Source organism: Streptomyces sp. NPDC041108 (assembly GCF_055592645.1).
Genome location: NZ_JBVIYK010000003.1, coordinates 353,228 through 375,930, shown reverse-complemented (window position 1 = coordinate 375,930; position 22,703 = coordinate 353,228). Strand labels below are relative to the sequence as shown.

The 22,703-nt window shown below is 70.7% G+C and carries 19 protein-coding genes; 5 read left to right on the top strand and 14 right to left on the bottom strand.

The features are described 5' to 3' along the window. The first annotated feature begins 1 nt into the window (after position 1). Positions 2–595, top strand: coding sequence for a hypothetical protein (locus ACZ6BB_RS11220; protein ID WP_471615003.1), 594 nt, complete (start codon positions 2–4; stop codon positions 593–595). Position 596: 1 nt separating this feature from the next. After that, positions 597–1,307, top strand: coding sequence for an OmpA family protein (locus tag ACZ6BB_RS11215; protein ID WP_471615002.1), 711 nt, complete (start codon positions 597–599; stop codon positions 1,305–1,307). A 21-nt stretch (positions 1,308–1,328) separates the two neighbouring features. Here ACZ6BB_RS11215 and ACZ6BB_RS11210 read toward each other — a convergent pair whose 3' ends face one another. The 5 genes from ACZ6BB_RS11210 to ACZ6BB_RS11190 form a co-directional block, all read right to left on the bottom strand. After that, the gene (locus ACZ6BB_RS11210) at positions 1,329–2,477 is read right to left on the bottom strand and encodes a HEAT repeat domain-containing protein (RefSeq protein ID WP_471615001.1); all 1,149 of its coding nucleotides are present in this window, start codon (positions 2,475–2,477) and stop codon (positions 1,329–1,331) included. Continuing rightward, on the bottom strand, positions 2,467–3,912 hold the full coding sequence (locus ACZ6BB_RS11205) for an AI-2E family transporter (protein WP_471615310.1): 1,446 nt from the start codon (positions 3,910–3,912) through the stop codon (positions 2,467–2,469). Before ACZ6BB_RS11205 ends, ACZ6BB_RS11210 begins: the two co-directional genes overlap by 11 nt. A 164-nt stretch (positions 3,913–4,076) precedes the next feature. After that, positions 4,077–4,784: an aggregation-promoting factor C-terminal-like domain-containing protein gene (locus ACZ6BB_RS11200; RefSeq protein ID WP_471615000.1), complete on the bottom strand. Its 708-nt coding sequence runs from the start codon at positions 4,782–4,784 to the stop codon at positions 4,077–4,079. 446 nt (positions 4,785–5,230) lie between these two features. Next, positions 5,231–6,556, bottom strand: coding sequence for a PhoH family protein (locus tag ACZ6BB_RS11195; RefSeq protein WP_471614999.1), 1,326 nt, complete (start codon positions 6,554–6,556; stop codon positions 5,231–5,233). Positions 6,557–6,882: 326 nt separating this feature from the next. After that, complete coding sequence (locus ACZ6BB_RS11190; protein WP_046918613.1) at positions 6,883–7,656, bottom strand: isoprenyl transferase; 774 nt, start codon at positions 7,654–7,656, stop codon at positions 6,883–6,885. A gap of 579 nt (positions 7,657–8,235) precedes the next feature. On the opposite strand from ACZ6BB_RS11190, the gene ACZ6BB_RS11185 reads away from it, so the two are divergent. After that, the gene (locus tag ACZ6BB_RS11185) at positions 8,236–8,757 is read left to right on the top strand and encodes a DNA glycosylase AlkZ-like family protein (RefSeq protein ID WP_471614998.1); all 522 of its coding nucleotides are present in this window, start codon (positions 8,236–8,238) and stop codon (positions 8,755–8,757) included. Between the two features lie 9 nt (positions 8,758–8,766). Here ACZ6BB_RS11185 and ACZ6BB_RS11180 read toward each other — a convergent pair whose 3' ends face one another. The 5 genes from ACZ6BB_RS11180 to ACZ6BB_RS11160 form a co-directional block, all read right to left on the bottom strand. Further along, positions 8,767–9,579, bottom strand: a complete 813-nt coding sequence (locus tag ACZ6BB_RS11180) for a class I SAM-dependent methyltransferase (RefSeq protein WP_471614997.1) — start codon at positions 9,577–9,579, stop codon at positions 8,767–8,769. A gap of 186 nt (positions 9,580–9,765) precedes the next feature. Continuing rightward, complete coding sequence (gene ahpD, locus ACZ6BB_RS11175) at positions 9,766–10,299, bottom strand: alkylhydroperoxidase, AhpD family (protein ID WP_471614996.1); 534 nt, start codon at positions 10,297–10,299, stop codon at positions 9,766–9,768. A gap of 72 nt (positions 10,300–10,371) precedes the next feature. Further along, positions 10,372–12,729: an ABC transporter permease gene (locus ACZ6BB_RS11170; RefSeq protein WP_471614995.1), complete on the bottom strand. Its 2,358-nt coding sequence runs from the start codon at positions 12,727–12,729 to the stop codon at positions 10,372–10,374. Next, complete coding sequence (locus ACZ6BB_RS11165; protein WP_471614994.1) at positions 12,726–13,412, bottom strand: ABC transporter ATP-binding protein; 687 nt, start codon at positions 13,410–13,412, stop codon at positions 12,726–12,728. Before ACZ6BB_RS11165 ends, ACZ6BB_RS11170 begins: the two co-directional genes overlap by 4 nt. Beyond that, on the bottom strand, positions 13,409–13,936 hold the full coding sequence (locus ACZ6BB_RS11160) for a PadR family transcriptional regulator (RefSeq protein ID WP_471614993.1): 528 nt from the start codon (positions 13,934–13,936) through the stop codon (positions 13,409–13,411). The genes ACZ6BB_RS11165 and ACZ6BB_RS11160 overlap by 4 nt, the downstream gene beginning before the upstream one ends. Positions 13,937–14,269: 333 nt before the next feature. Between ACZ6BB_RS11160 and ACZ6BB_RS11155 the strand changes: the two genes are divergently transcribed. Beyond that, positions 14,270–16,645, top strand: coding sequence for a transglycosylase domain-containing protein (locus ACZ6BB_RS11155; protein ID WP_471615309.1), 2,376 nt, complete (start codon positions 14,270–14,272; stop codon positions 16,643–16,645). A 123-nt stretch (positions 16,646–16,768) separates the two neighbouring features. Here ACZ6BB_RS11155 and ACZ6BB_RS11150 read toward each other — a convergent pair whose 3' ends face one another. The 4 genes from ACZ6BB_RS11150 to ACZ6BB_RS11135 form a co-directional block, all read right to left on the bottom strand. Continuing rightward, on the bottom strand, positions 16,769–18,883 hold the full coding sequence (locus ACZ6BB_RS11150; protein ID WP_471614992.1) for a SpoIIE family protein phosphatase: 2,115 nt from the start codon (positions 18,881–18,883) through the stop codon (positions 16,769–16,771). Positions 18,884–19,226: 343 nt separating this feature from the next. Continuing rightward, the gene (gene fomD, locus ACZ6BB_RS11145) at positions 19,227–19,919 is read right to left on the bottom strand and encodes a cytidylyl-2-hydroxypropylphosphonate hydrolase (RefSeq protein WP_471614991.1); all 693 of its coding nucleotides are present in this window, start codon (positions 19,917–19,919) and stop codon (positions 19,227–19,229) included. A 114-nt stretch (positions 19,920–20,033) separates the two neighbouring features. Next, a complete protein-coding gene (locus ACZ6BB_RS11140; RefSeq protein ID WP_471614990.1) occupies positions 20,034–21,419 on the bottom strand; it encodes a class II fumarate hydratase in 1,386 nt (461 codons plus the stop codon). Further along, a complete protein-coding gene (locus tag ACZ6BB_RS11135) occupies positions 21,412–21,642 on the bottom strand; it encodes a hypothetical protein (protein WP_471614989.1) in 231 nt (76 codons plus the stop codon). The genes ACZ6BB_RS11140 and ACZ6BB_RS11135 overlap by 8 nt, the downstream gene beginning before the upstream one ends. Positions 21,643–21,655: 13 nt before the next feature. Here ACZ6BB_RS11135 and ACZ6BB_RS11130 point away from each other — a divergent pair, with 13 nt between their 5' ends. Then, on the top strand, positions 21,656–22,360 hold the full coding sequence (locus ACZ6BB_RS11130; protein WP_471614988.1) for a hypothetical protein: 705 nt from the start codon (positions 21,656–21,658) through the stop codon (positions 22,358–22,360). The last annotated feature ends 343 nt before the right edge of the window (positions 22,361–22,703 follow it).

The following is a 22,703-nucleotide window of genomic DNA, read 5'->3' as shown; positions in this document are numbered from 1 at the left end:
CATGAAGTTCCGGTACACCATGAAGGGCCGCACGGCTCTGTCCACGGTGACGATCGCCACCGGGCTGGTTCTCACGGTGGCCGGCTGTGGTGGGGGAGGGGACGACGACAAGTCGTCGGACACGAAGTCCTCGTCGACGCCGTCCAAGGACGACGGAGACGACGAGAAGCAGGAATCCGAAGCTCCCGCCACGGAGTCGGTTCTCGCCGAGGTCAAGGCCGGCGGCCTGACGCTCAAAGTCACCTCTGCGGCCCGCGACGGCGGCGGCTTCGTCACGGTCGAGGGCACGGTGACCAATGGCACCGGTAAACCGTGGGTCGGCGCGGACTGGCGGGGGGACGAGAGTGAACTGGTCAAGAACGGCGGCTCGATCGCCGGCGCGAACCTGATCGATCAGACGGGCAAGAAGAAATACCTCGTCCTGCGTGACACGGAAGGGCGTTGCCTGTGCACGAAGTTCACCGGCGGTGTGGCGACCGGGGCGACCACGGACTGGTTCGCCCAGTTCCCCGCCCCCCCAGAAGCAACCACCTCCGTAGACTTCCAGGTCGGCTCCATGCCCCCCGCCACGATCGAACTCTCCGAGGGCGAGTGACGTGACGATGACCGCCCCCACCCCCCGCGCCACCACCCCACGCACCGCCGTGCTGGCCGGAGCCGTGGCCGTGCTGGCCGCCCTCTCCCTCGCCACGCCCGCGCACGCCGCGGACGACCCGAGCGAACCCCCGGGCACCGTCACCACCTCCCCGCCCCCGGAGGTCGACGCGAACAGTCCGGGCCTGAAGCTCGCCCAAGGGGCCACGCTCGCCCCCGCGAAGGTCCTGGACATCAAGTCGGTCGTGGAGGACCTCGGCGGTGAGGAGCGCCGGGAGGACACCAACGAGAACGTGACGTTCGCGCTGCAGGCGGAGGTCCTCTTCCCGAAGAACAGCGCGAAACTCAACCCCCAAGCCCGCTCCCGCATCCAGACGATCGCGGAGGAGATCAAGAAGCAGAGCGCGCGCACGGTCCGCGTCTTCGGCTTCACGGACAACCTCGGCTCGTACGCCCACGGCCTGACGCTCTCCAAGAAGCGCGCGGAGGCCGTGCACGACCTCCTCGCCGGGGACCTGGGCGGCAACATCACCTTCGAGGTGCGCGGCTACAGCGAGGACTACCCCATCGCCGACAACTCCTCGGAGGAGGGCCGCAAGAAGAACCGCCGGGTCGAGGTCTCCTTCCCCCGCACCTCGGCGAACACCGACACGGAATCCGACAGCGACAGCGACAACGAGAGCGACAGCGGCACCGACGCAGGGCAGAGCTGACGCCCGCCGTCCCCGACCCCGTCACTCGTCCGGCAGCGAATCCCGTACGTCCCAGTAGTGCTCCCGCGGCCACCGCGCGATGACCTGCGCCGCACGCGCGTAGTACCGGGTCTCACCCGCGTCGAGATAGCGCCGTACGAGGATCTGCTCCGCGCGGAAGGGCAGCGGGCGCCCCGTCCCGAGCCGCCCCAGCGCGCAGGCCGCGTCATGGACGACGGACGGGTCCGGGTCGTACAGGGCGCGACGCAGCGCGGTGTGGACGGCCGTGTGGACGGCGGGCGGCCGGCCGACGAGTCCGGCCAGGTGGGCGACGGCGTGGCCGCGGACCTCGGCGGACGGATCGCGGGCCAGGGTGAGCAGCGCCTGGAGGGCTTCGTGATCCTCCGGCTCCGTGGTGGCTTCGACCGCGAAGGCGACCGCCGCGCGGACGTCCGCGTGCGGATGACCGGCGTGCCGCAGGATCGCCGGGGCGTCGTCGGTGAACCCGGACTGCATCGACAGGCCCCGGATGACGAGGTCCAGGACGGCGGGGTGCTCCTCGACGGCCAACCGTGCCCGCAGCAGCGCCGCCGCCTGGCGCTTGCGGTGCGTGCCGTTGCGCAGGGAGGCGTTGTAGAGGCAGAAGAAGCCCATCAGTTGCGCCGCGAAGTAGCGCTCGGGGGCCCGGGGGCTGTTCAGCGCCACCTCGGCGCCCGCCACCGTCTCGTCGTCCGCCCAGGTGTCCAGGGTCCAGCCCATCCGCATCCAGATGTCGTGCTCGGGGTCCCCGAAGCGGACCGCGCGCTCCATCGTCGTCGCGAAGTCGGCACGCTTGCCGAAGTACTTCTCCAGATCCGTGACGATCACCGGATACCCGGGTACGTCGGGATGGCGGGCGGCGCCCTCCTCCGCGAAGTCCAGCGCGCTGCGGCCCTGTTCGTCGCGCAGGGCCACATACGCCCCGTTCTCCCGCAGCGCGTCCACCGCCCGGTACGCGCCCGCCCCCGCCGCCAGCATCAACGCGGTCAGCCCGCCGGGCGACCGCCCGTTGACATCGGCTCCGCCGTCGAGGAGTGCCCTGACCGTCTCCTCGTCGTCGTCCCGCGCGGCCCGTCCCAGTGGCTCCAGGCCCCGCCGCCTCGCCTCCCCCGGCCTGCCGGCCGCCGACCGCCGGGAACCCTCAGCCCCCACCCCCGGCCCTCTCCGCGTACGCCCGCAGCGATCCCACCACCGTGTTCGTGACGGCGACCAGCGGCACGGCCACCACCGCGCCCCCGATGCCCGCGATCATGCCGCCGGCGGCGACCGCCAGCACGACGGCCAGGGGGTGCACCCGCACGGCCCGGCCGAGGATGAACGGCTGCAGGACGTGCCCCTCGATCTGCTGGACGGCGAGCACGACGACCAGTGTCATCACGGCCGTGAAGACGCCCTGCGTCACCAGCGCCACGACCACGGCCAGCGCACCGGAGACGACCGCACCCACCAGCGGGATGAAGGAGAACAGGAAGATGAACACGGCCAGCGGGACCGCCATCGGCACATCGAGGAAGTAGATCCCCAGGCCGATGAAGATGGCGTCGATCAGCGCCACCACCACCGTGCCGCGCACGTACGCCGTCAACGTCCGCCAGGCGCGCGGCCCCGCGTCGGCGACACCCGGCCGGGCCGCCGAGGGCACCAGCTTCAGGGACCACTGCCAGATCCTCTTGCCGTCGTACAGGAGGAAGAGCGTGGAGAACACCGTCAGGAGGATGCCGGTGAGCGCCTCGACGAGGACGGTCACGCCCTCCAGGCCCGCCGAGGTGATCGTGTCCGTGTTGTCGCTGATGGCCTCGCGGAGGTTCTTGGCGATGTCGTTGATCTGGTTCTCGGTGACGTGGAACGGGCTGTCGAGGAGCCAGCGCTGCAGTTCGTCGATGCCGTCCTGGATCTGGTCGGAGAGGTCGTCGATGTTCTCCATGACCTGCCAGGTCACGAACCAGCCGATCAGTCCGATGACGACGAAGCCGAGGGCGGCGGTCAGGGCGGTGGCCAGGCCGCGTGGTACGCCGTGCCGGGTCAGCCGTGCCACGGCCGGCTGGAGCATCGCGGTGATGAGCAGTGCGGCGGTGAACGACAGCACCAGCAGCTGTACGGAGCTGATGATCCGCATCAGCACCCAGACGGTGCCGGCGAGGACGAGCAGTCGCCAGCCGGCCTCCGCCGCCACCCGCATGCCCCAGGGGACCGCCGACGCGGGATCGGGCCGGGTGGGGAGGACCGGGGCGGCCGTTCGGCCCGGCGGGCGACCGGGGGAGTCCGCCGACCCGCCCGCACCGTCTGTGGCGTCCTCGACCCCGCTCCCGGACTCCTTCGTGGTCCGGACACCCGCGACACCCTCGGAACGACCGGAGCCGGACCCGGCCCCTGACCCCGCGTCGGAGGCAGGCTCCGCACCGGAGCCGATGCCGCTGTCACCGCCGCCGTCCGCCCCGCTGTCGCGTCGCCGCCCGGCCGGGGCGCCGAGGCCGCCGTCCCGGCCCTCCGTCTCCGACTCGATCTCCGCCCGGCGCCGCTCCAGCCGGTCGGCCCATCCGCTCAACCCGGTGCCGACTCGGCCGAGCCACCCGGGCACCCGCGACATCATCCGCCCTCTTCCCCCGTCATCCTTGCTGGTCATCACTCCTCCCGGAGGCCGCGATCCCGCTCGGCGATTCGACCGTACATGGCCGAAGCCCTCCACCAAAGGACGGTGGAGGGCTTCGGAAGGTTGAGCGGCGGGCCATCGGCCCTCGGCGGCCTACGGGCCTAGTACCAGTTGTTGGCCTGCCAAAACGTCCAGGCTTCACACGGGCTGCCGTAGCGCGATTCCATGTAGTTCAGGCCCCACTTGATCTGCGTGGCCGGGTTCGTCTGCCAGTCGGAACCGGCGGACGACATCTTGGAGCCGGGCAGCGCCTGGAAGAGACCGTAGGCGCCCGAGGAGGGGTTGACGGCCTTGTAGTTCCAGGTGGACTCGTGGTTCACGATGTTGCTGAAGCACGTCCACTGGTCGCTGGCCACGACGGCCTTCGCCATCGCCTGGATCTCGGCGACGGTGTACGAGCTCTGCGTGGGGATGTCACCGAGCGAGCCGGCGGCTGCGGACTTGGCCTTGACCTCGGCCGCCGCCGCTTCCTTCGCCTTGCGCTCCTGCTCGGCCTTCTCCGCCGCCTTCTGCTTGTCGATCGCGTCCTGGGCCGCCTTCTTACGGGCGGTCTCCTCGGCGTCCTTGCGGGCGCTCGCGTCGGCGGCGATGGCCTGGGCGTCGGCCTGAGCAGTCAGGGACGCGGTCTGCACCTGGGCCTGCTGACCCACGGGTATGTCGGCGAGCAACGTGGTGTCGTTCGCGACCGCCTCGGCGTCGTCAGTGGTCGTCTGGGCGGTGCTGCCCGAGGCAACTCCGACGACACTGCCGACTGCGGTGACCGCGGTGGCCGAGGCCACTGCGAATCCCCGGACCGAAATCCGGCTCACACGGTTTCCTTCCAGCATCGCCCGCCTCGGTGACCCTGGCGGACGCAATCGTGCCCCTGACGCTGGCCTCCAACTGCGGGGTCACGGAGGCGCGGGCCCGGTGGGCAACTCCCTTGCGGGGAGCGCCGCGAGGTGCTCGGGCGGCATACGACGAAGGCTATGGAGTTGACCTGGTGCTGCTGTGGTGCCGTACCGCTGGGGGTACAGGTGTGTCGTATGCGGGGCCTGACAGGAATGAGACTCTGCCGTAACCAGACACCAGGAGGCAATTCAGTGGTGAGTGTGAAAGCTCACACCTCGTTTGACGCCGGAGATTCACGGAAAGCCGCACGCGCCAAGGCGCCGCCCGGCTAGGCTCATCGCCTTTGCCGGACGGCGCCCATGGGATCCAAGGGATCGGTGGCCGGACCGAGTTGGCTGAATCGGTCGATATCGGCCGGGGTGCGTCAGATCTGCCCGTCCTCCAGCATTTCGGTCACAAGGGCCGCGATCTGGGACCGTTCGGATCTCGTCAACGTGACGTGGGCGAAGAGCGGGTGGCCCTTCAGCTTCTCGACCACGGCGACGACACCGTCGTAGCGGCCGACGCGCAGGTTGTCGCGCTGGGCCACGTCATGGGTCAAGACGACACGGGAGTTCGCCCCGATCCGGGACAGAACGGTCAGCAGGACGTTCCGCTCCAGCGACTGCGCCTCGTCCACGATCACGAACGCGTCGTGCAGCGAACGGCCGCGGATGTGCGTGAGCGGCAGGACCTCCAGCATCCCGCGTGCGGTGACCTCCTCGATGACCTCGCGGCTGGTGACGGCGGAGAGCGTGTCGAAGACCGCCTGCGCCCAGGGGCTCATCTTCTCGGACTCGGAGCCGGGCAGATAGCCGAGCTCCTGCCCGCCCACCGCGTACAGCGGCCGGAAGACCATCACCTTCTGGTGCTGGCGCCGTTCGAGCACGGCCTCCAGGCCCGCGCACAGCGCGAGCGCGGACTTGCCGGTGCCGGCCCGGCCGCCCATCGACAGGATGCCCACGTCCGGGTCGAGCAGCAGATCCAGCGCGATGCGCTGTTCCGCGCTGCGGCCCTTGATGCCGAACGCCTCCCGGTCGCCCCGCACGAGGCGGATGTTGCCGTCGGGCGTCACCCGGCCCAGTGCCTTGCCGCGTTCCGACTGGATCGTCAGACCGGTGTGCACGGGCAGTGTGCTCGCCTCGGGAATGTAGATCGACCCTTCCTCGAAGAGGATGTCGACCTGTTCACCGGCCAGGGTCAGCTCGGACATCCCGGTCCACCCGGAGGCGTCCGTGATGGCCAGCTCCGCGCGGTACTCCTCGGCGAGGAGCCCCACGGAGGACGCCTTGATCCTGAGCGGGAGGTCTTTCGACACCACGGTGACGTCGAAGCCCTCGGCCTGCAGATTGCGGGCGACCGCGAGGATGCGGGAGTCGTTGTCCCCCAGGCGGTAGCCGCTCGGCAGCACACTGGGATCCGAGTGGTTGAGCTCGACCCTCACGGTCCCGCCGAGCTCCCCGATCGGGATGGGGGCGTCGAGGCGGCCGTGCCGGACCCGGAACTCGTCGAGCAGGCGCAGGGCCTGCCGGGCGAAGTAGCCGAGTTCGGGGTGGTGCCTCTTTGCCTCCAGCTCCGTCACCACGACGATCGGCAGCACGACTTCGTGCTCGTCGAAGCGGCTCAGGGCGTTCGGGTCGGCCAGCAGGACGCTGGTGTCGAGGACGTAGGTGCGCCGGTCTGGCATACGGCGCTTTGTGCTGGTCACCACGGAAGGACGTACCCCCTCGGATGAGGTCGGGGAGCGACGGGTTCGAACTGGGCCGGTCGACGGCGCCGTTGCACGGGCCGGAAACCGACCCTCCGCTGCTTCGTCCGTGCTGTGACCGCACGATCGGGCTGGTGCAAAGGGCCTCCCGGGCGGACGGCCCCGAGCCGCCCGCTGAGATCCGACACCCGTGGTTCGGGTGTCGACCTGACTGGCTTATGCCCTCGAACATGCGCCGCCATGCCAAGCGGTACGACGGCGTCCCGGTGAACTCCTCGTTACTTCTGTCCCGGACGCGCAGATGCGCACCTCATCCGCAATACGGAGTTTCAGCCTCCGAAACGACGGCCGCGCACCGCGTAGTCGCGCAGGGCGCGCAGGAAGTCGACCTTCCGGAAGGCCGGCCAGAAGACGTCGCAGAAGTAGTACTCCGAATGCGCGGTCTGCCAGAGCATGAATCCGGACAGCCGCTGCTCGCCACTCGTACGGATCACCAGGTCCGGGTCGGGCTGGTCCACCGTGTAGAGGTGCCTGCCGATCATGTCGATGTCGACGGACTCGGCCAGCTCCTCCATCGAGGTGCCCTTGTCGTGCGCCTCCAGGAGCATCGAGCGCACCGCGTCCGCGATCTCCTGGCGGCCGCCGTACCCGATGGCGACGTTGACCAGTATCCCGTCGACGTCCGCGGTGGACTCCTCGGCCTCCTTGAGCGCGCTCTGCATCCCGGGGGACAGCAGATCCAGCGCCCCCACGTGGTGCACCCGCCAGCGGCCGTCGGCGGCGAGGGAGCGGACGGTGTCCTCGATGATGCCGAGGAGCGGGACGAGCTCTTCCTTGGGCCGGTTGAAGTTGTCGGTGGACAGCAGCCACAGGGTGACGACCTTGACGTCCGTCTCGGTGCACCAGCCGAGGAATTCCTCGATCTTGTGGGCGCCGGCCTGGTGGCCCTGCATCGTGGTGGAGCCCGCCGCCTTCGCCCAGCGCCGGCTGCCGTCCACGATCACACCGATGTGCTCGGGCACCTGGGCGTGGTCGAGGTGGCCCTCGACCCTGCGTGCGTAGACCTTGACCAACAGGCCGCGCAGTGTGTCGCGCAGGTTCACGTGTTCCAGCCCCTCCGGTGCGGTGACGGTCCCCTTGGAGAGCCGAAGCCTACCGGTGCCGGGGGCCTTGGGAGGCCCGGGGCCGAGGGACTTGGGGCGCTGCCGTGGGGAGCGCCGCGGCCCGGCCTGCGACTGCGTCCCTCGGGAGGGAGGTCGTGCGGGCAGAAAAAACGGGCCGGTCCGTGGGGGGGAGACGGACCGGCCCGAGGGGGGGTTTCCACCATAACCCTTCGTGAGTGATGCTGCGTGCATCGGCGTGCCACAACTACTCTCCGGAGCCGGACGACAGCGTGACGGTGAGTGCGGAAGCGTTCATTCAGGGTGTGATCAAGGGGTGATCATGGCCGAATCCCGGCGGATTCAAAGGGGGAAAGGCAGGTTCCCGCAGGGAATGTGAGGTTTACGTGGCGTTGTGCGACTTCCGGGGAGATGGGGCGCGGCGTCCCCGTACGGGTGAAGCGCGGACGGAACGCGCGCTTGACGACGAGGGTGGAGCGCACGGCTTCGCGCAGCCCCCTCCACTGCGCGACGCCGTACCGCGCAGCTTTGCTCACGCGAATTCCCTTGGTCTGAACCTACGTGAGAGGGGTCGGGGAAGCCAAGCTGTCGGCGATAACGATGTGGACACCCGGACAGAGGACAGGATCCGACCTCGACCGGGCCTGGCGTCGATCCCATGACGGCGACGAGATCGAGCGGGTCGACTTCGAGGGCGAGCCGGCCTGGGTGGCGGCGGGCGACACCGACTTCCCCGAGGACCCTGCCGGAGTCCTGCGGGGCGTACGGCTGCTGCCCTACTTCGACGCGTACGGCATCGCCGCGCAGCCCCGCGAGCGGTTGTTCCCCGGGGCGGCGTACGAACGGGCCCTCGCGCGCGGGCAGGCGGGCAACCGTCCGCTGCTGCTGGTCGACGGCGTGGTCGCGGGCGTCTGGCACCAGCGCCGCCAGGGACGGCGTACGACGGTCACGGTGGAACCGCTCGGGAGGCTGGACGCGGGGCAGGAGCGGGAGTTGGGGGAGCAGGCCGAGCGGGTGGGCGAAGTGCTGCAGGCACGGCCCGAGTTGGCGATCGGGAAGGTCACGGTCGGACCGCACGCCTGAGCACGCGCCTCATCCGGCCGGCTTGCGGGCCTCGAAGAGGTGGCGGGCGCTGTGCGCGACGAAGGGGCCCTCCCGCCGGATCCGCTCGTGCAGGGAGCGCAGCTGAGGCAGGTACGCCTCGACGGTGAAGCCGGGCACCATCCAGACGACCTTCTTCAGGAAGTGCACGACCGCGCCGATGTCGTGGAACTCCATCCGCGTCCGCTCGGCCCGCAGGTCCACGATCTCCAGCCCGGCCGCCTCGGCGTCGGCGCGCTCGTCGTCCGGGTGGCGCCCGCGGCGGACCTCCTCCGACAGCGGCCCGGTGAAGTGCTCGACCAGCTCGAAGACGCTGGCCGGCCCCACGTGCTGGGCGAAGTACGTGCCACCGGGCGCGAGCACCCGGGTGATCTCCGACCAGTGCGGGTGCACCGGATGCCTGCTGGTGACCAGGTCGAACGCCCCGTCCGCGAACGGCAGCGGCGCGTCCTGCGGCACGGCCACCACCACCGCGCCCCGCGGGTGCAGCAGCGCGGTGGCCCTGGCGACGTTCGGTGGCCACCCCTCCGTGGCCACGGTCACCGCCGGGAACCGGGGAGCGGAGGCGAGCACCTCACCACCCCCGGTATGGATGTCCAGGGCCGCCGAGGCCCGCCCCAGCCGCTCGCCCATCGCCCGCGCATACCCCCACGACGGCCGGGCCTCCGTGGCCCGCCCCTCGAACCAGGAGAAGTCCCACCCGTCGGTGGGCACGGCATCGGCTTCGGCGACGAGGTCGTCGAAGCTGCGGGAAGAGAGGGACGAGAGGGAGGAGCGGTGGGAGTGGGGGGAGAGGGAGGCCATGGAGATGGATTGTGCCGAGGGGGAGCAGGGGGTTGCGAACGAATTTCGGGGCCTGGGGGGGCAGAGGGCGCAGCCCTGCCCCCCCAGGGGCGCGGGGAAACTGCGCGACCAGCCACAACCGGCCCGCAACCGCCCGGACACCGAACCCCCTTGTCCGTAGGCGCTTCCAGGCCACCCCACCCGCACCTACTCGGAGAGCACCGCCTCCGCCTCCAGCGTGACCCCGACCGCCTGGATCACCGACGCGATCCGGAACGCCTCCTGCACGGTCTCCCGCCCGACCCCCGCCTTGCGCAGCGCCTGTTCGTGCGAGTCCAGGCACGCCCCGCACGCGTTGATCGCGGACACGGCGAGCGCCCACAGCTCGTAGTCGACCCGGTCCACCCCCGGGTCGCCGATCACCTTCGTCCGCAGCCCGGTCCGCAGCTCGCCGTACGCGTGGTCGGACAGCAGGTGCCGGGTACGGAAGAAGACGTTGCTCAACGCCATCGCCGCGGCCGCCGACTTCGCCGCGGTGTACGCCTCGGGCGACAGCCGGGCCCTGGCCTCCGGCGCCAGCTCGCGCAGCACCGGGGCCGAGCGCGAGGCGATCGCCGTGGCCAGCACCGTCCCCCACAGCCGCTGCGCCGACAGCCCGGAGCCACCGAGGACGGAGTCCAGGTTCCGCCGCAGATCCCCGGCGTAGTCCGGGATCGCGGACCTCAAGGTGTCGAGCGACATGGCGTCCTCACTCCGGGCAGGCGGCAGGTGGGGGTCCAGTGTGGCGGTGCGGCGGGGCCGGCGCGGCACCGCCTACTCCGTACGCAGGCCCTCCGGCCGCATGAGCCGCACCAGCGGCGGCATGCTCAGGGCCGTGACCAGCAGGACGACGCCCGCGCCGATGCCCGCCATCGACAGCACCCCCGGCCAGTCGACGGCGACCCGGAAGCCCGTCATCTTCAGCAGGACCGCTCCCAGGGCCAGCCCGACCGACGAGGCCAGGACGAGGCCCAGCGTGATCGGGATCGCCGTCTGCCACAGCACGGACAGACCGAGCGTGCGGCGTCGGGTGCCGAAGGCGACCAGGGCCGACAGCAGCTTCCTGCGTTCGCGCAGCTGCTCCAGCTGGGAGACCAGGAGACTCGCGCCGATGAGGACGAGCACGGCGGACGCGCCGACCAGCAGACCGGTGCGGATGTCCGTGAACTGGTCCAGTCGACGGGTCGACGCCCATTCCCAGGTCCGGATCAGCGGATCGACCGCGACGGCGGCGTTGCGCACCTCGTCGAGCGCGTTCGGGACCTTGGGATCGGTGCGGACGTAGACGGTGCTGGAGAGTTCGTCCCCGGCCTTCGCGGGCAGGGCACCGCGGGTGGCCAGCAGCCCCTCCATGCCCATCCGCAGCGGGTCGGGCCGCTCGGGCACCTGCGGCACCTCGGCCGGCAGCTTCCAGGCGATCTCGGCTCCCGGCTCGTCCCCGCTGAAGGACGGGTCGAAGTACAGCGTCTTGCCCGGGACACCGAACTGCCCCACGTCGGCGTCCCTGACCCTCTCGGGAGTCGTCAGCACGAAGACGTCACCGTCCCGGCACGAGGAGAGCGTGGCGAGTTCGCGCAGCGCGGCGCAGTCGCCGACGGTCACCCCCATCCATGCCTCGGGGTCCTCGGCGGTGAGGGAGACCTCCGCGCTGGAGAGCACCGCGGTCGCCTTGGCCCCCTTGGCCCGCTTCAGCTCCTTGGCGGCGACGCTCACGGGCAGGTCGTCCGGCAGCGTCAGCTCCATCTGGGTACGGCTGACGTCCAGGCCGGTCGACTCGGTGTACCTGCCCTCGACGCCGGCGAACAGCATCTGCAGGGCGATCGCGCCGGCCACCGCCACGGCGATGCCGTTGACCATGCGGGCCGCCGAGCCGCTGCTCAGCTGGAGCCTGCGGACCGCCAGTTGCCAGGACAGGCCGCCGGAGCCCAGCCGGGCCACGAACGCCTCGACCACCCACGGAAGCAGCGCGGTGATGCCGAACAGCAGCAGCACGACACCGCCGGTCACCATGTACTCGTTGAACTCCCCGCCCTCCGAGCCCTGGCCGATCATCGGGTAGAGCAGGGCGAGACCGCCGAGCGGCGGCAGCAGCCGCCACCAGAGCCTGCGGCGCGCGGGCCTGGCCGTGCGGACCACACCGAGCGGTTCGATGACGACACCGCGCAGCGCGAACAGGGTGACGAGGACGGCGGCGGCGGGCACCGCGAGCGCCACCAGCAGGGCGAGCCCGGGGGAGGGGTCGAGGTAGCTCGGGAACACACTGACGTCGAACACCTCGATCGAGCCGACGACCTCGCGGCCGAGCAGGAAGAAGCAGGTACCGAAGACCAGCCCCAGCACGGCACCCGAGAGCGCCTCGCCCGCCGCGATCCTCCGCGTCATCCGCCCGTCGGAGCCGACCAGCCGCAGCGCCGCCAGCCTGCGGTCGCGCCGCTCGCCGCCGAACCGTACGGCCGTGGCGATGAAGACGGCGACCGGCATCAGCAGCACCACGAAGACGACCAGCGTGAGCAGCAGCAGGATCGGGTCCATCTCCTCCTGCGGCTGGTCGGTCGTACCGAACCGGTCGATCCGTGCCACCACGGAGCCGTCGAGCCGCTTCGCGAGTCCCTCGGCCCCGGCGTAGTAGGCGAGTTCCCCGGGGCCGATCAGCCCGGTCTCGCCGATGGTGCCCGCCGTCCGGTACGGCAGCCGGTCGCGCAGCAGCTCCCCGGCGTCCGACTTCAGCAGGTCGGCGAGGGCCGGGGAGACGACCATCTCGCCCGCGGCGGGGAACTCCGTGAGTCCCGGCGGCGGCGGCGCGTCCGCGCCCTCCTGTTCGAGGAGCCGTCCCCGGATCTCCTGGTGCTGGTACTCGGTGTCGGTGTCGCCGACGAGCAGAGTCCTGTCGGTCGGCTTGGAGCGGACGTTGTCCTCCAGGTAGCCGATGCCCCGGTCCTGCCGGGCGTCCTCACGGGCTCCCCGGGTGTCCAGGACGTTCGGTATCGCGGTGGTGAGCAGCAGCAGCGCCACCCCGAGTCCGACGCCGGCGGCGGTGAGCAGGGCACGCACCCAGCCCTCGCGGCCGCCGGTGAAGGCGAACCGGGCCCCCATGGCCAGGTCCCGGTACCACTGGCGCACGGTGGCGCTCATACGACGCGCTCCATGTCCCGGGACTTCCCGTCCCGTACGACGATCTCCCGGTCCGAGTACGCGGCCACCCGCGCCTCGTGGGTGACGAGGACGACGGCGGCGTTGGTGGACCGGGCGGCCTCGGTGAGCAGCTCCATCACGCGCTCGCCGTTGAGCGAGTCGAGCGCGCCGGTGGGCTCGTCCGCGAACAGCACCCGGGGGCCCGTGACCAGTGCGCGCGCCACCGCGACCCGCTGGCCCTGACCGCCGGAGACCTCACCGGGACGCTTGCGGGCGAGGTCGTCGACCTCCAGGCGCTCCATCCAGCCGAGGGCGGTCCGCTCGGACTCCTTGCGGGAGCCGCCGTTCAGCCGCAGCGGCAGCGCCACGTTCTCCACACACGTCAGCTCCGGCACGAGCTGGCCGAACTGGAAGACGAACCCGAACTCGCTGCGCCGCAGCGCGCTGCGCTCGGTGTCGTTCATGGTGGCCATCTCGCGGCCGTTGTACGTGATCGAGCCCGAGTCGGGCGGCACGATCCCGGCGAGGCAGTGCAGCAGCGTCGACTTGCCGGAGCCGGAGGGGCCCATCACCGCGACGACCTCGCCGGGGTGGATGGAGAACCCGGCGCCGTCCAGGGCGTTGGTCGGCCCGTACGCCTTGCGCACATCGGTCGCGACGAGCAGGGAGCCGGCGGGGGTCATCGGCTGACCACCGCCTCGGCCAGTTTGCCCAGTCGGGCGGCGGTCAGCTCCAGCCATCGCAGATCGGCCTCCAGATGGAACAGGGCGTGGTCGCAGATCAGCTGATCGGCCAGGTCGCCCTTGCGCTTGCGGTCGGTGAGGATGCGCATCATGCGCAGGTGCTCGGAACGCTGGGTGTCGAGGATGTCGGCCGCGTTCCGGTCGGTGAGCAGGGCGAGGACGACCTTCGTGTAGAGGGTCGACTGCAGATACGGCTCGGGCTTCTCGGGCGTCGCGAGCCACCGCTGGACATCCGTGATGCCGGCCTCGGTGATGGCGTACCGCTTGCGCTCGGGGCCGCCGCCGGGCTCGATGCCGTCGACCTCGACGAGGCCGTTCTTCAGCAGGCGCGACATCGTCGAGTAGACCTGGCCGTAGTGCAGCGGCCGGTCGTGACCGAACTTCTCGTCGAAGGCCCGCTTCAGGTCGTAACCGTGTCGGGGCCCGGACTCCAGGAGTCCCAGGAGAGTGTGACCGATGGACATGAGCACGACTGTACACAGTGGGTATACACCGCACGTATACCTACCGTGTATAGGTCATCGCCGGGTGAGAGGGGGCGCAGGTCAGAGCCGATTGTCACGGTTCTGTCACTGACGGCGGCGTCAACTCGTGGGCCTGGTGGGGCAACCATCCGGCCTGTTGAAACGTCCGTTCCGGTGGGATGAGGTCTGCGACCCGCGTGCCCGCGTGCGCATTGTCACGCCACCACAGAGCGGACCGACTCCCTCTTGCCACAGTCCTCGGTGTTAGCTTGCTGAGCTGACAACACCCGAGTGACGTATGAGACCGAGAAGAAGTCGGAGCGGACCGGAGCCATGGGACGAGCGGAAGAAAGACGAGCGCGGCAGCGCGGCGGTCGCCGCGCGGCGCCCCAGCGCTCGTCCGGGGGCGAAGCGGGGACGACGGCCGTCATATCCCCGCCCGAGGGCGGGGGCCGTGCGGCGGCCAGAGCGGCGGCCAAGGGCGGCGGCAAGAAGAAGCAGAAGAAGTCCTTCCTGCGGCGCCTCTTCACCTGGAAGAAGATCCTCGGCACGTTCTTCGGCGTCTGCCTGCTCGGCATGGCCGCCTTCGTGGCGCTCTACCTGTCGATCGACGTTCCCGAGGACGGCAACCCGCAGGCCACGCAGGAGAGCAACGTCTACAAGTTCTCCAACGGCAAGATCTTCGCCCGCACCGGCAACACCAACCGCGAGATCGTCGAGCTCAAGGACGTCCCCAAGAAGGTCCAGCAGACCTTCGTCGCCGCCGAGAACAAGACCTTCTACTCGGACCCCGGCGTCGACTTCAAGGGCATGGCCCGCGGTCTGATCAACACCCTGTCCGGCAAGGGCAAGCAGGGCGGCTCGACGATCACCCAGCAGTACGTCAAGAACTACTACCTGACGTCCGACCAGACGGTGACCCGCAAGCTCAACGAGCTGGTCATCTCCCTGAAGCTGGAGCGCAACAAGACCAAGGACTACATCCTCGCCGGCTACATCAACACCAGCTTCTACGGCCGCAGCGCCTGGGGCATCCAGGCCGCCGCGCAGGCGTACTTCCGCGAGGACGCCAACGAACTCAGCGTCGAGCAGGGCGCCTACCTCGCCGCGCTGCTCCAGGCCCCCAGCCAGTACGACCTGGCCACCGCCACCCCGACCGGCCGGAAGCTGGTCACGGCGCGCTGGAACTACGTCCTGGACAACATGGTCAAGATGAAGAAGCTGACGGCCTCGGAGCGCGAGGGCATGAAGATGCCCAAGCTGAAGCCGCCCCTGACCGCCCCCGGCATGGCCGGCCAGAACGGCTACCTGGTCGAGGCCGCCAACAACCAGCTGGCCAGGCAGCTCGTGGCCGAGGACAGGGCGTCCGACATCGAGGAAGCCAAGACGAAGATCGACCTGGGCGGCTGGAACGTCACGCTCAACATCAACCCGAAGAAGCAGGCCGCCCTGGAGAAGGCCGTCAAGCAGCGCCTCACCAGCAAGCTCGACACCAAGAAGCGCAAGGTCGACAAGTACATCCAGGCCGGCGCGGTCTCGGTCGACCCGAAGACGGGCAAGATCGTCGCCATGTACGGCGGCGTCGACTACGTGAAGCACTTCACGAACAACGCCACCCGCCGGGACTACCAGCCCGCCTCCACCTTCAAGCCGGTCATCCTCGCCGCGGCAGTCGACGAGAACGCCGAGACGCAGGACGGCGACCCGATCACCGCCAGCACGGTCTACGACGGTGACAGCCGGCACAAGGTCATGGACAACGGCACCGCGGTCGGCTTCAACCCGCCGAACGAGGACAACGTCGACTACGGCGACGTGACCGTGCAGACCGCCATGAACAAGTCCATCAACTCCGTCTTCGCGCAGATGGGCGTCGACGTGGGCATGGAGAAGGTCATGGAGGTCGCCGGGAAGCTCGGCATGGACACCGAGGGCATGCAGGCCGTCCCCGCCCAGACCCTGGGCTCCATGGGCGCCAGCCCGCTGGAGATGGCCGGCATCTACGCCACGCTCGACAACCACGGCAAGAAGGTCACCCCCACCCTCCTCGCCTCGGCCACGCACCGGGACGGCGAGGTCGAGTTCCCCAACCCGATCGGCGAGCAGGTCATCACCCCCGAGGCCGCCGACACGGTCACCTCGGTCCTCACCGGCGTGGTCGACGACGGTACGGCCAAGACCTCCGTCCGTGACAACCCGTCCCGCAACGGCCAGCAGGTCGCCGGCAAGACGGGTACCTCCGACGAGAACCGCTCCGCCTGGTTCACCGGCTACACCCCGAACCTCGTGACCTCCGTCGGCCTCTTCGGCGAAGACATGAGCAAGAACGGCAAGCACGTCTCGATGTACAACGCCGTCGGCGTCCCCCGGGTCAACGGCGGTGGCTTCCCCGCCCAGATCTGGGCCACCTACACCTTCGGTGTGATGGGCAAGACGACCAAGTTCGACCTGGACACCAAGCAGGGTGCCGCGGTCGCGCCCACCGAGTCGGTGACCCCCTCGCAGACCCCGAGCGAGACCCCGTCCGAGACCCCCAGCAGCGAGCCGCCGACGTCCTCCAAGCCTCCGACGGCCTCGGAGTCGCCCTCGCAGTCGCCCTCGGAGTCGCCCCCGCAGTCGAGCCCGCAGGAGACCCCGTCGGGGACCCCGTCGGACGACGGCGGCATCGAGTTCCCGCCGGACCCCAAGGATCCACAGGTGGACGACTAGCGCACGTGACAGACGAAAGGGCGCCCGGTGAAATTCACCGGGCGCCCTTTCGTGTGTGCCCTCACGAGGCTCGTGTGTGCCTTCAAGAGGCGCGGGGCCGCGACCTGCGCGGCCGTGGAGCGCTCACGCGTGGTTCAGCTCGAACCACACGACCTTGCCCGCACTCAGCCGCGTGGCTCCCCACCGCTTCGCCAGCCGGTTGACCAGGTAGAGCCCGCGGCCCCCCTCGTCCGTCGCCCGGGCCTGCCGCAGACGGGGCAACTGCGGTACGTCGTCGGTCACCTCGCACCGCAGCACGTCGGTCCGCAGCAACCGCAGGGTGACCGGACGCGTCGCGTACCGCACCGCGTTCGTCACGACCTCGCTGATCAGCAGCTCGACCGAGTCGGTCAGCTCCTCGAGCCCCCAGCGGGACAACGCGTGCCGGGCCAGCCGGCGCGCCCGCCCCGGAGCCATCTCCTCCGGCTCCAGGAACCAGTACGCGACATCGCTGGGAGCGATCCCATCGAACCGCGCGGCGAGCAGCGCGATGTCGTCGTCCCGGTCCCCCGGGCCGAGCATGTCGAGCACCTCGTCGCAGAGCGCCTCCAGCGGCGGCGGATGGTCCGGACCGGTCAACTGAGCGGTCGCGGCCAGCTTCTCCCGCAACTGCTCTATGCCGGTCCACACGTCCCGCAGCCGGGACTCCACGAGCCCGTCGGTGTACAGCAGCAGCGTGCCCCCGGCCGGCGCGTCCAGCTCCACCGCCTCGAAGTCCACACCGCCCACACCGATCGGCGCGCCCGGCGGCACCCGCAGCACCTCGGCACGCCCGCCCAGATGCAGCAGCACCGGCGGCGGATGCCCCGCGTTGGCGATGGTGATCCGGTGCGAGACCGGGTCGTACACGGCGTACAGACAGGTCGCCATGCGGTCCGTGCCGAGCCGCTGCGCCTGCTCGTCGAGGTGGTGCAGCACCTCCTGCGGCGGCAGATCGAGCCCCGCCAGCGTCTGCGCGGTGGTCCGCAGCTGCCCCATGATCGCGGCGGAGGTCATCGAATGACCCATCACATCGCCGACGACCAGCGCGACCCGGCTCCCCGGCAGGGGAATCGCGTCGTACCAGTCACCGCCGACCCGCGCGGTCTCGGCGGCCGGCAGATACCGGTGCGCGAGCCGTACGCCGGTGCACTTCGGGAGCGCCTCCGGCAGCATCGTGCGCTGCAGCTCGTCGGCGATGTACGCCTCGCGGCCGTACAGCACGGCCTTGTCGATGCCGAGCGCGCTGTGCGTGGCGAGCTGGGCGGCGACCAGCAGATCGTCCTGCTCGAACGCCATCCGCTCGGGGCGGCGCAGGAAGACCGCCGCGCCGATCACCCGGCGCCGGCCGCGCAGCGGGGCGAGGATCGCCCGCTGGCCGGTCGGCACCGTCAGCTCGGCGTCCGGGCCCAGCAGTTCGGGCAGCGCGTCGTGCGCGGCCGGCGCGTCCGCGAAGACGGGGCGCACCCCCCGCAGCACCTCGGCCAGCGCCCCGCCGGGCCGTACCTCGCACTGCTCGGCGGTGACGACGGCCAGATCGACGGGCTGCTCCGGCTGGAGCGACGAGGGCATGAAACCGCCCTCGGTGTCCCGCTCCTCGGGGATCCGGTCGGTGCGGCGCAGCCGCAGCACCATGGGCCCGGTGGGCCGCTCGTCACCGACCGGCAGCGGCTCGCGCAGATACACGAGGATCGCGTCCGAGAACGTCGGCACGGTGGCCCGGCACAGACCCATCACGATCTCGTCCAGATCTATGCCACGGGCGATCCGCCGGGTCGCGGCGCCGACGAACCGCAGCCGGTCGCCGTCCCGCCGCATGGGCATGGGGGCGCCCGGCGCCACTCCCTGCCCGCTGCGCCGCTCCAGGGCGCCGACGGTCCCGCCGGAACGGTCCGGCTCACCGCCGGGCTGCGCCGGGATGGTCTCCGGCGTGGGCCGCGGGCGGTGCGGGTCGGGCTCGGTGGCCGCGGGCTGGGAATGCTCGGAGAGCGCGGGCTGGGCGTGCTCCGAGGGGGCCTGCCCGCTCTTCGCACAGGGGGCCGCGGTGCCCGGCTCGGCCGGCGCGTCACCCATGCGTGCCTGAGCGGGTAAAGCCGCGGCGGGCGCGGTACGCATCGGCTCCTGGGTACGCAGAAGCGCCCCGCGGGGGTCCGTGGGGCCGGCGCCGCCCTGAGGGCGCTCGTGGGAGGTGGGGTGCTCCGTCACGCGTGTCGAATCCATCCGTCCGGGACTGCGCGTCGTGTGCGCAGTGCGTCCCGCAAACCCGATACTTCGTCCCGCAGAAAGGCCGATACCCGGATTACGTGTCCTGGGAACGGAATTCCCGCGTGGTCAGAGGCAGTTCCTGTGGCACACACGGTACCGGCGGGCACGCCGGACGACAGTACAGCCCGTCCGCCGGGCCGTCTCCGGCTCGTTCCGGTGTAACCCTCGTACCCCTTGATCACGTCTTGCCGCCCCTCGGTGACGTACGGTCAAGCCCTGCCCGAACTGCGGGAGTTGCCCCTGTGAACTCTTGCGGAGGACGATCCTACGGTTGCGGACCCAGGGCGTATCAAGGGTCTCATGAGGACAAGTGCGCGGGCGTACGGTCCCAGTCGTCCGGGAGAGACGGTACTCCCCATGCCGGATTCGGGCGCCAGTGCTGCCAGCCGTCCGCGAGCGGGGGGCCCCACGCGCGGATCACCTCCACCGCCGACCGGCCCGCCTCCCGCACCCGCTCGGCCGCCGACGCGTCCATCAGCCCGTCCTGCTGGGCCTGCGCGAACTCGTCCTCGTCGAGCCAGGTCCAGGACCGGTCCGGGAAGACGCAGATGTCCAGGAAGTGGTCCTCGGAGTCCACACCGCCGTCCCAACGGGCCAGCGGCGTCTCCAGGTTGACGTACCAGTTCTTGAAACGCCAACCCTGCTCCCAGAAAAGCCACACCGACCACGGCTCGCCCGGCCGTGCCAGCTTCAGCACTCCGGTGCCGGACCAGCGGCCGAGCCGCACGCTGCGCGGCTTCTTGTAACGGGACGCGAGCGGTTCGGAGTTCGGTGAGGTGCCGTCCGCCAGCACGGGCCGTACGCATTCGGTGCCCGGCGCCAACCACACGGCCAGCAGCTCGGCGTCGTCGCGTACGACCGTCACGGGGCGCGCGATATGGAAGCGGTCCCCGCCGTTCTCCCGGTAACGCCACAGGATCTGACTCCCCGGCTCCCAGAACGCCGCCGACCCGCCCGCTTCCATTCGTCTCACCACTCCGTCGTCTCCCATGCGCAGATATTAGGTGTCATGCGCATATGACGCTGCGGTACCGCCCACGGTTCACGCCTTGGCGGGAATCGGTAACCCGGGCGACACCCGGGACGGCCGGAACTCGCCGTACGGTCACGGCCGTGTCATCCGCAGAACATCCAGTGCCTCGTCGAGCTGCTCCCGGGTCAGGTCACCCCGCTCCACGTACCCGCCCTCCAGGACGGTCTCCCGGATGGTCTTCCGTTCCGCGAGCGCCCTCTTGGCGACCTTCGCGGCCTCCTCGTACCCGATGTACCTGTTCAGCGGGGTGACCACCGACGGCGAGGACTCCGCGTACTCCCGGGCCCGCTCCCGGTGGGCGACGATCCCGTCCACCGTCCGGTCGGCGAGCAGCCGGGAGACGTTCGCGAGCAGCCGGACGGACTCCAGGACGTTCCTGGCGATGACGGGCAGCATGACGTTCAGCTCGAAGTTGCCGGACGCGCCCGCCGTGGTGACCGTGACGTCATTGCCCGTGACCTGCGCGGCGACCATGAGCACGGCTTCCGGGATCACCGGGTTGACCTTGCCGGGCATGATCGAGGACCCGGGCTGGAGGTCGGGGAGGGAGATCTCCGCGAGACCGGTCCTCGGCCCCGACGCCATCCACCGCAGGTCGTTGGCGATCTTGGTGAGGGACACCGCGACCGTACGGAGCTGCCCGGACGTCTCGACGAGGCCGTCCCGCGCCCCCTGCGCCTCGAAATGGTCGCGCGCCTCGGTGAGCGGCAGCCCGGTGACCCGCGCGACCTCCGCGATGACGGCGGCGGAGAACCCGGGCGGCGTGTTGATGCCGGTCCCCACGGCCGTACCGCCCAGCGGGAGTTCGGCGAGCCGGGGGAGCGAGGCCCGCAGTCGCTCCACGCCGTACCGCACCTGGGCCGCGTAACCGCCGAACTCCTGGCCGAGCGTCACCGGTGTCGCGTCCATGAGGTGTGTACGACCGGACTTCACCACGTCGGAGAATTCCGCGGACTTGCGCTCCAGGGCGGCGGCCAGATGCTCAAGGGCCGGGATCAGGTCACGGGTGACGGCGGCGGTGGCGGCGATGTGGATCGAGGAGGGGAACACGTCGTTGGACGACTGCGAGGCGTTCACGTGGTCGTTCGGGTGCACGTCCCGGCCGAGCCGCTCGCTCGCCAGCGTGGCGATGACCTCGTTGGTGTTCATGTTCGACGAGGTCCCGGACCCGGTCTGGAACACGTCCACCGGGAAGTGGTCGTCCCAGCGCCCCTCGGCCACCTCCCCGGCCGCTTCCCGGACGGCCTCGGCGATGTCCTTGTCGAGCACGCCGAGTTCGGCGTTGACCGTCGCGGCGGCGCCCTTGATCAGGGCCAGGGCCTCGATGTGGGCGCGCTCGATGCGCTGCCCCGAGATCGGGAAGTTCTCGACCGCCCGCTGTGTCTGGGCCCGCCACTTGGCGTCCGCCGGTACGCGGACCTCACCCATGGAGTCGTGTTCGACGCGGTAGTCACTCATGCCGGGTACAGCGTCCGGACCGGTCGCGGTGTTCCCGGCCGTACCCCGTGAGGGTGAGGGTGACATTCCGCACGTCGACGCCGGTGGCGTGCAGTACGGTCAGCCCGACGAGCCGATCGTCGAACGCGATGTCGAATGTGACATCGCGTGCGACATCGGATGCAACGTCAGATATGTCGGATGAAATATCGCAGAAAGAACAAGCATTGAGAAGCGCTGTCATACGCCGGTCCTGCGTGGCCGGTGTCGCCGTCCTGTCCCTGACCCTGCTCGCCGCGTGCTCGGACTCCGGTGAGAGCGGAGAAGGGGGCGAAGCGGGCGCCGAGAAGCCGGCCCTCTCCGCCGCGGACCTGGAGAAGGTGGTCCTCAAGGACGGGGACGTCAAGGGGCACAAGGTCACCGAGCCCACCGCCACGGTGGACCGGAAGGACATCGAGCCCGGCAGCGACGCGTGCGCGCCCGTCGCGTACGCCATGCTCGGCTCCGTGGTGGACGAACCGGCCGCGACCGTGCAGCGCGAGACCCAGAAGAAGATCGACCCCGCGGAGGCCGCCAAGAGCGGTGACGTCTCGGGCCTCGACGCCACCCGCACCCTGCTCCGTCTGTCCGCCTACGACGGCGAGGCCGCCCAGGCCGTGATGAAGTCCCTCACCACCTCGGCCAAGGCCTGCGCGGACGGCTTCGAGGTCACGGCCGACGGCACCGCCCAGGAGGTCACCAAGGTCTCCACGGACCCCGCGCCCGAGGGAGCCGACGAGGCGATCGCCCTCACCTTCCTCAGCGAGGCGGAGGGCACGAAGATCCCGATGAAGGTGGTCGTCTTCCGCGAGGGCGGCACCGTCGGCTACGTCACCGCCCTCAACCTGGCCTCGGCCGCCACGGGCAAGGACTTCGATTTCCCGGCGGAGGTCGTGGAGGCGCAGGTGAAGAAGCTGGCGTAGACGGGGGTCCGCCCTCGTCCACCCGCACGCCGGCCCGGCCCGAGAGCCGACGAGGCCGCCCTGGGAGCGCGCATCCCAGGACCGGCCGGAGGGGGGAAGGCCGCGCCTGCGGCCGGGAACGAGCAGGGGCGGCGGGGGCCGAACCACCCGCTTCCGATCGCCCCGGATCCGCCCCCACGCCGGCCCGGGCCCGCGGACCCGGGATCGTCGTGGCCGTGGGCGAGGGCCCTCGGCGCAGCCGTGGCCCTTGACGCCGTGTCCGGCGGCCGCCCTCGCGCTGTCCGGCCCTGGAGGGCCTCACGGGCTTCGGGTGCTCCCGCCGGGCTCCGTCCGGCGGGGGGTG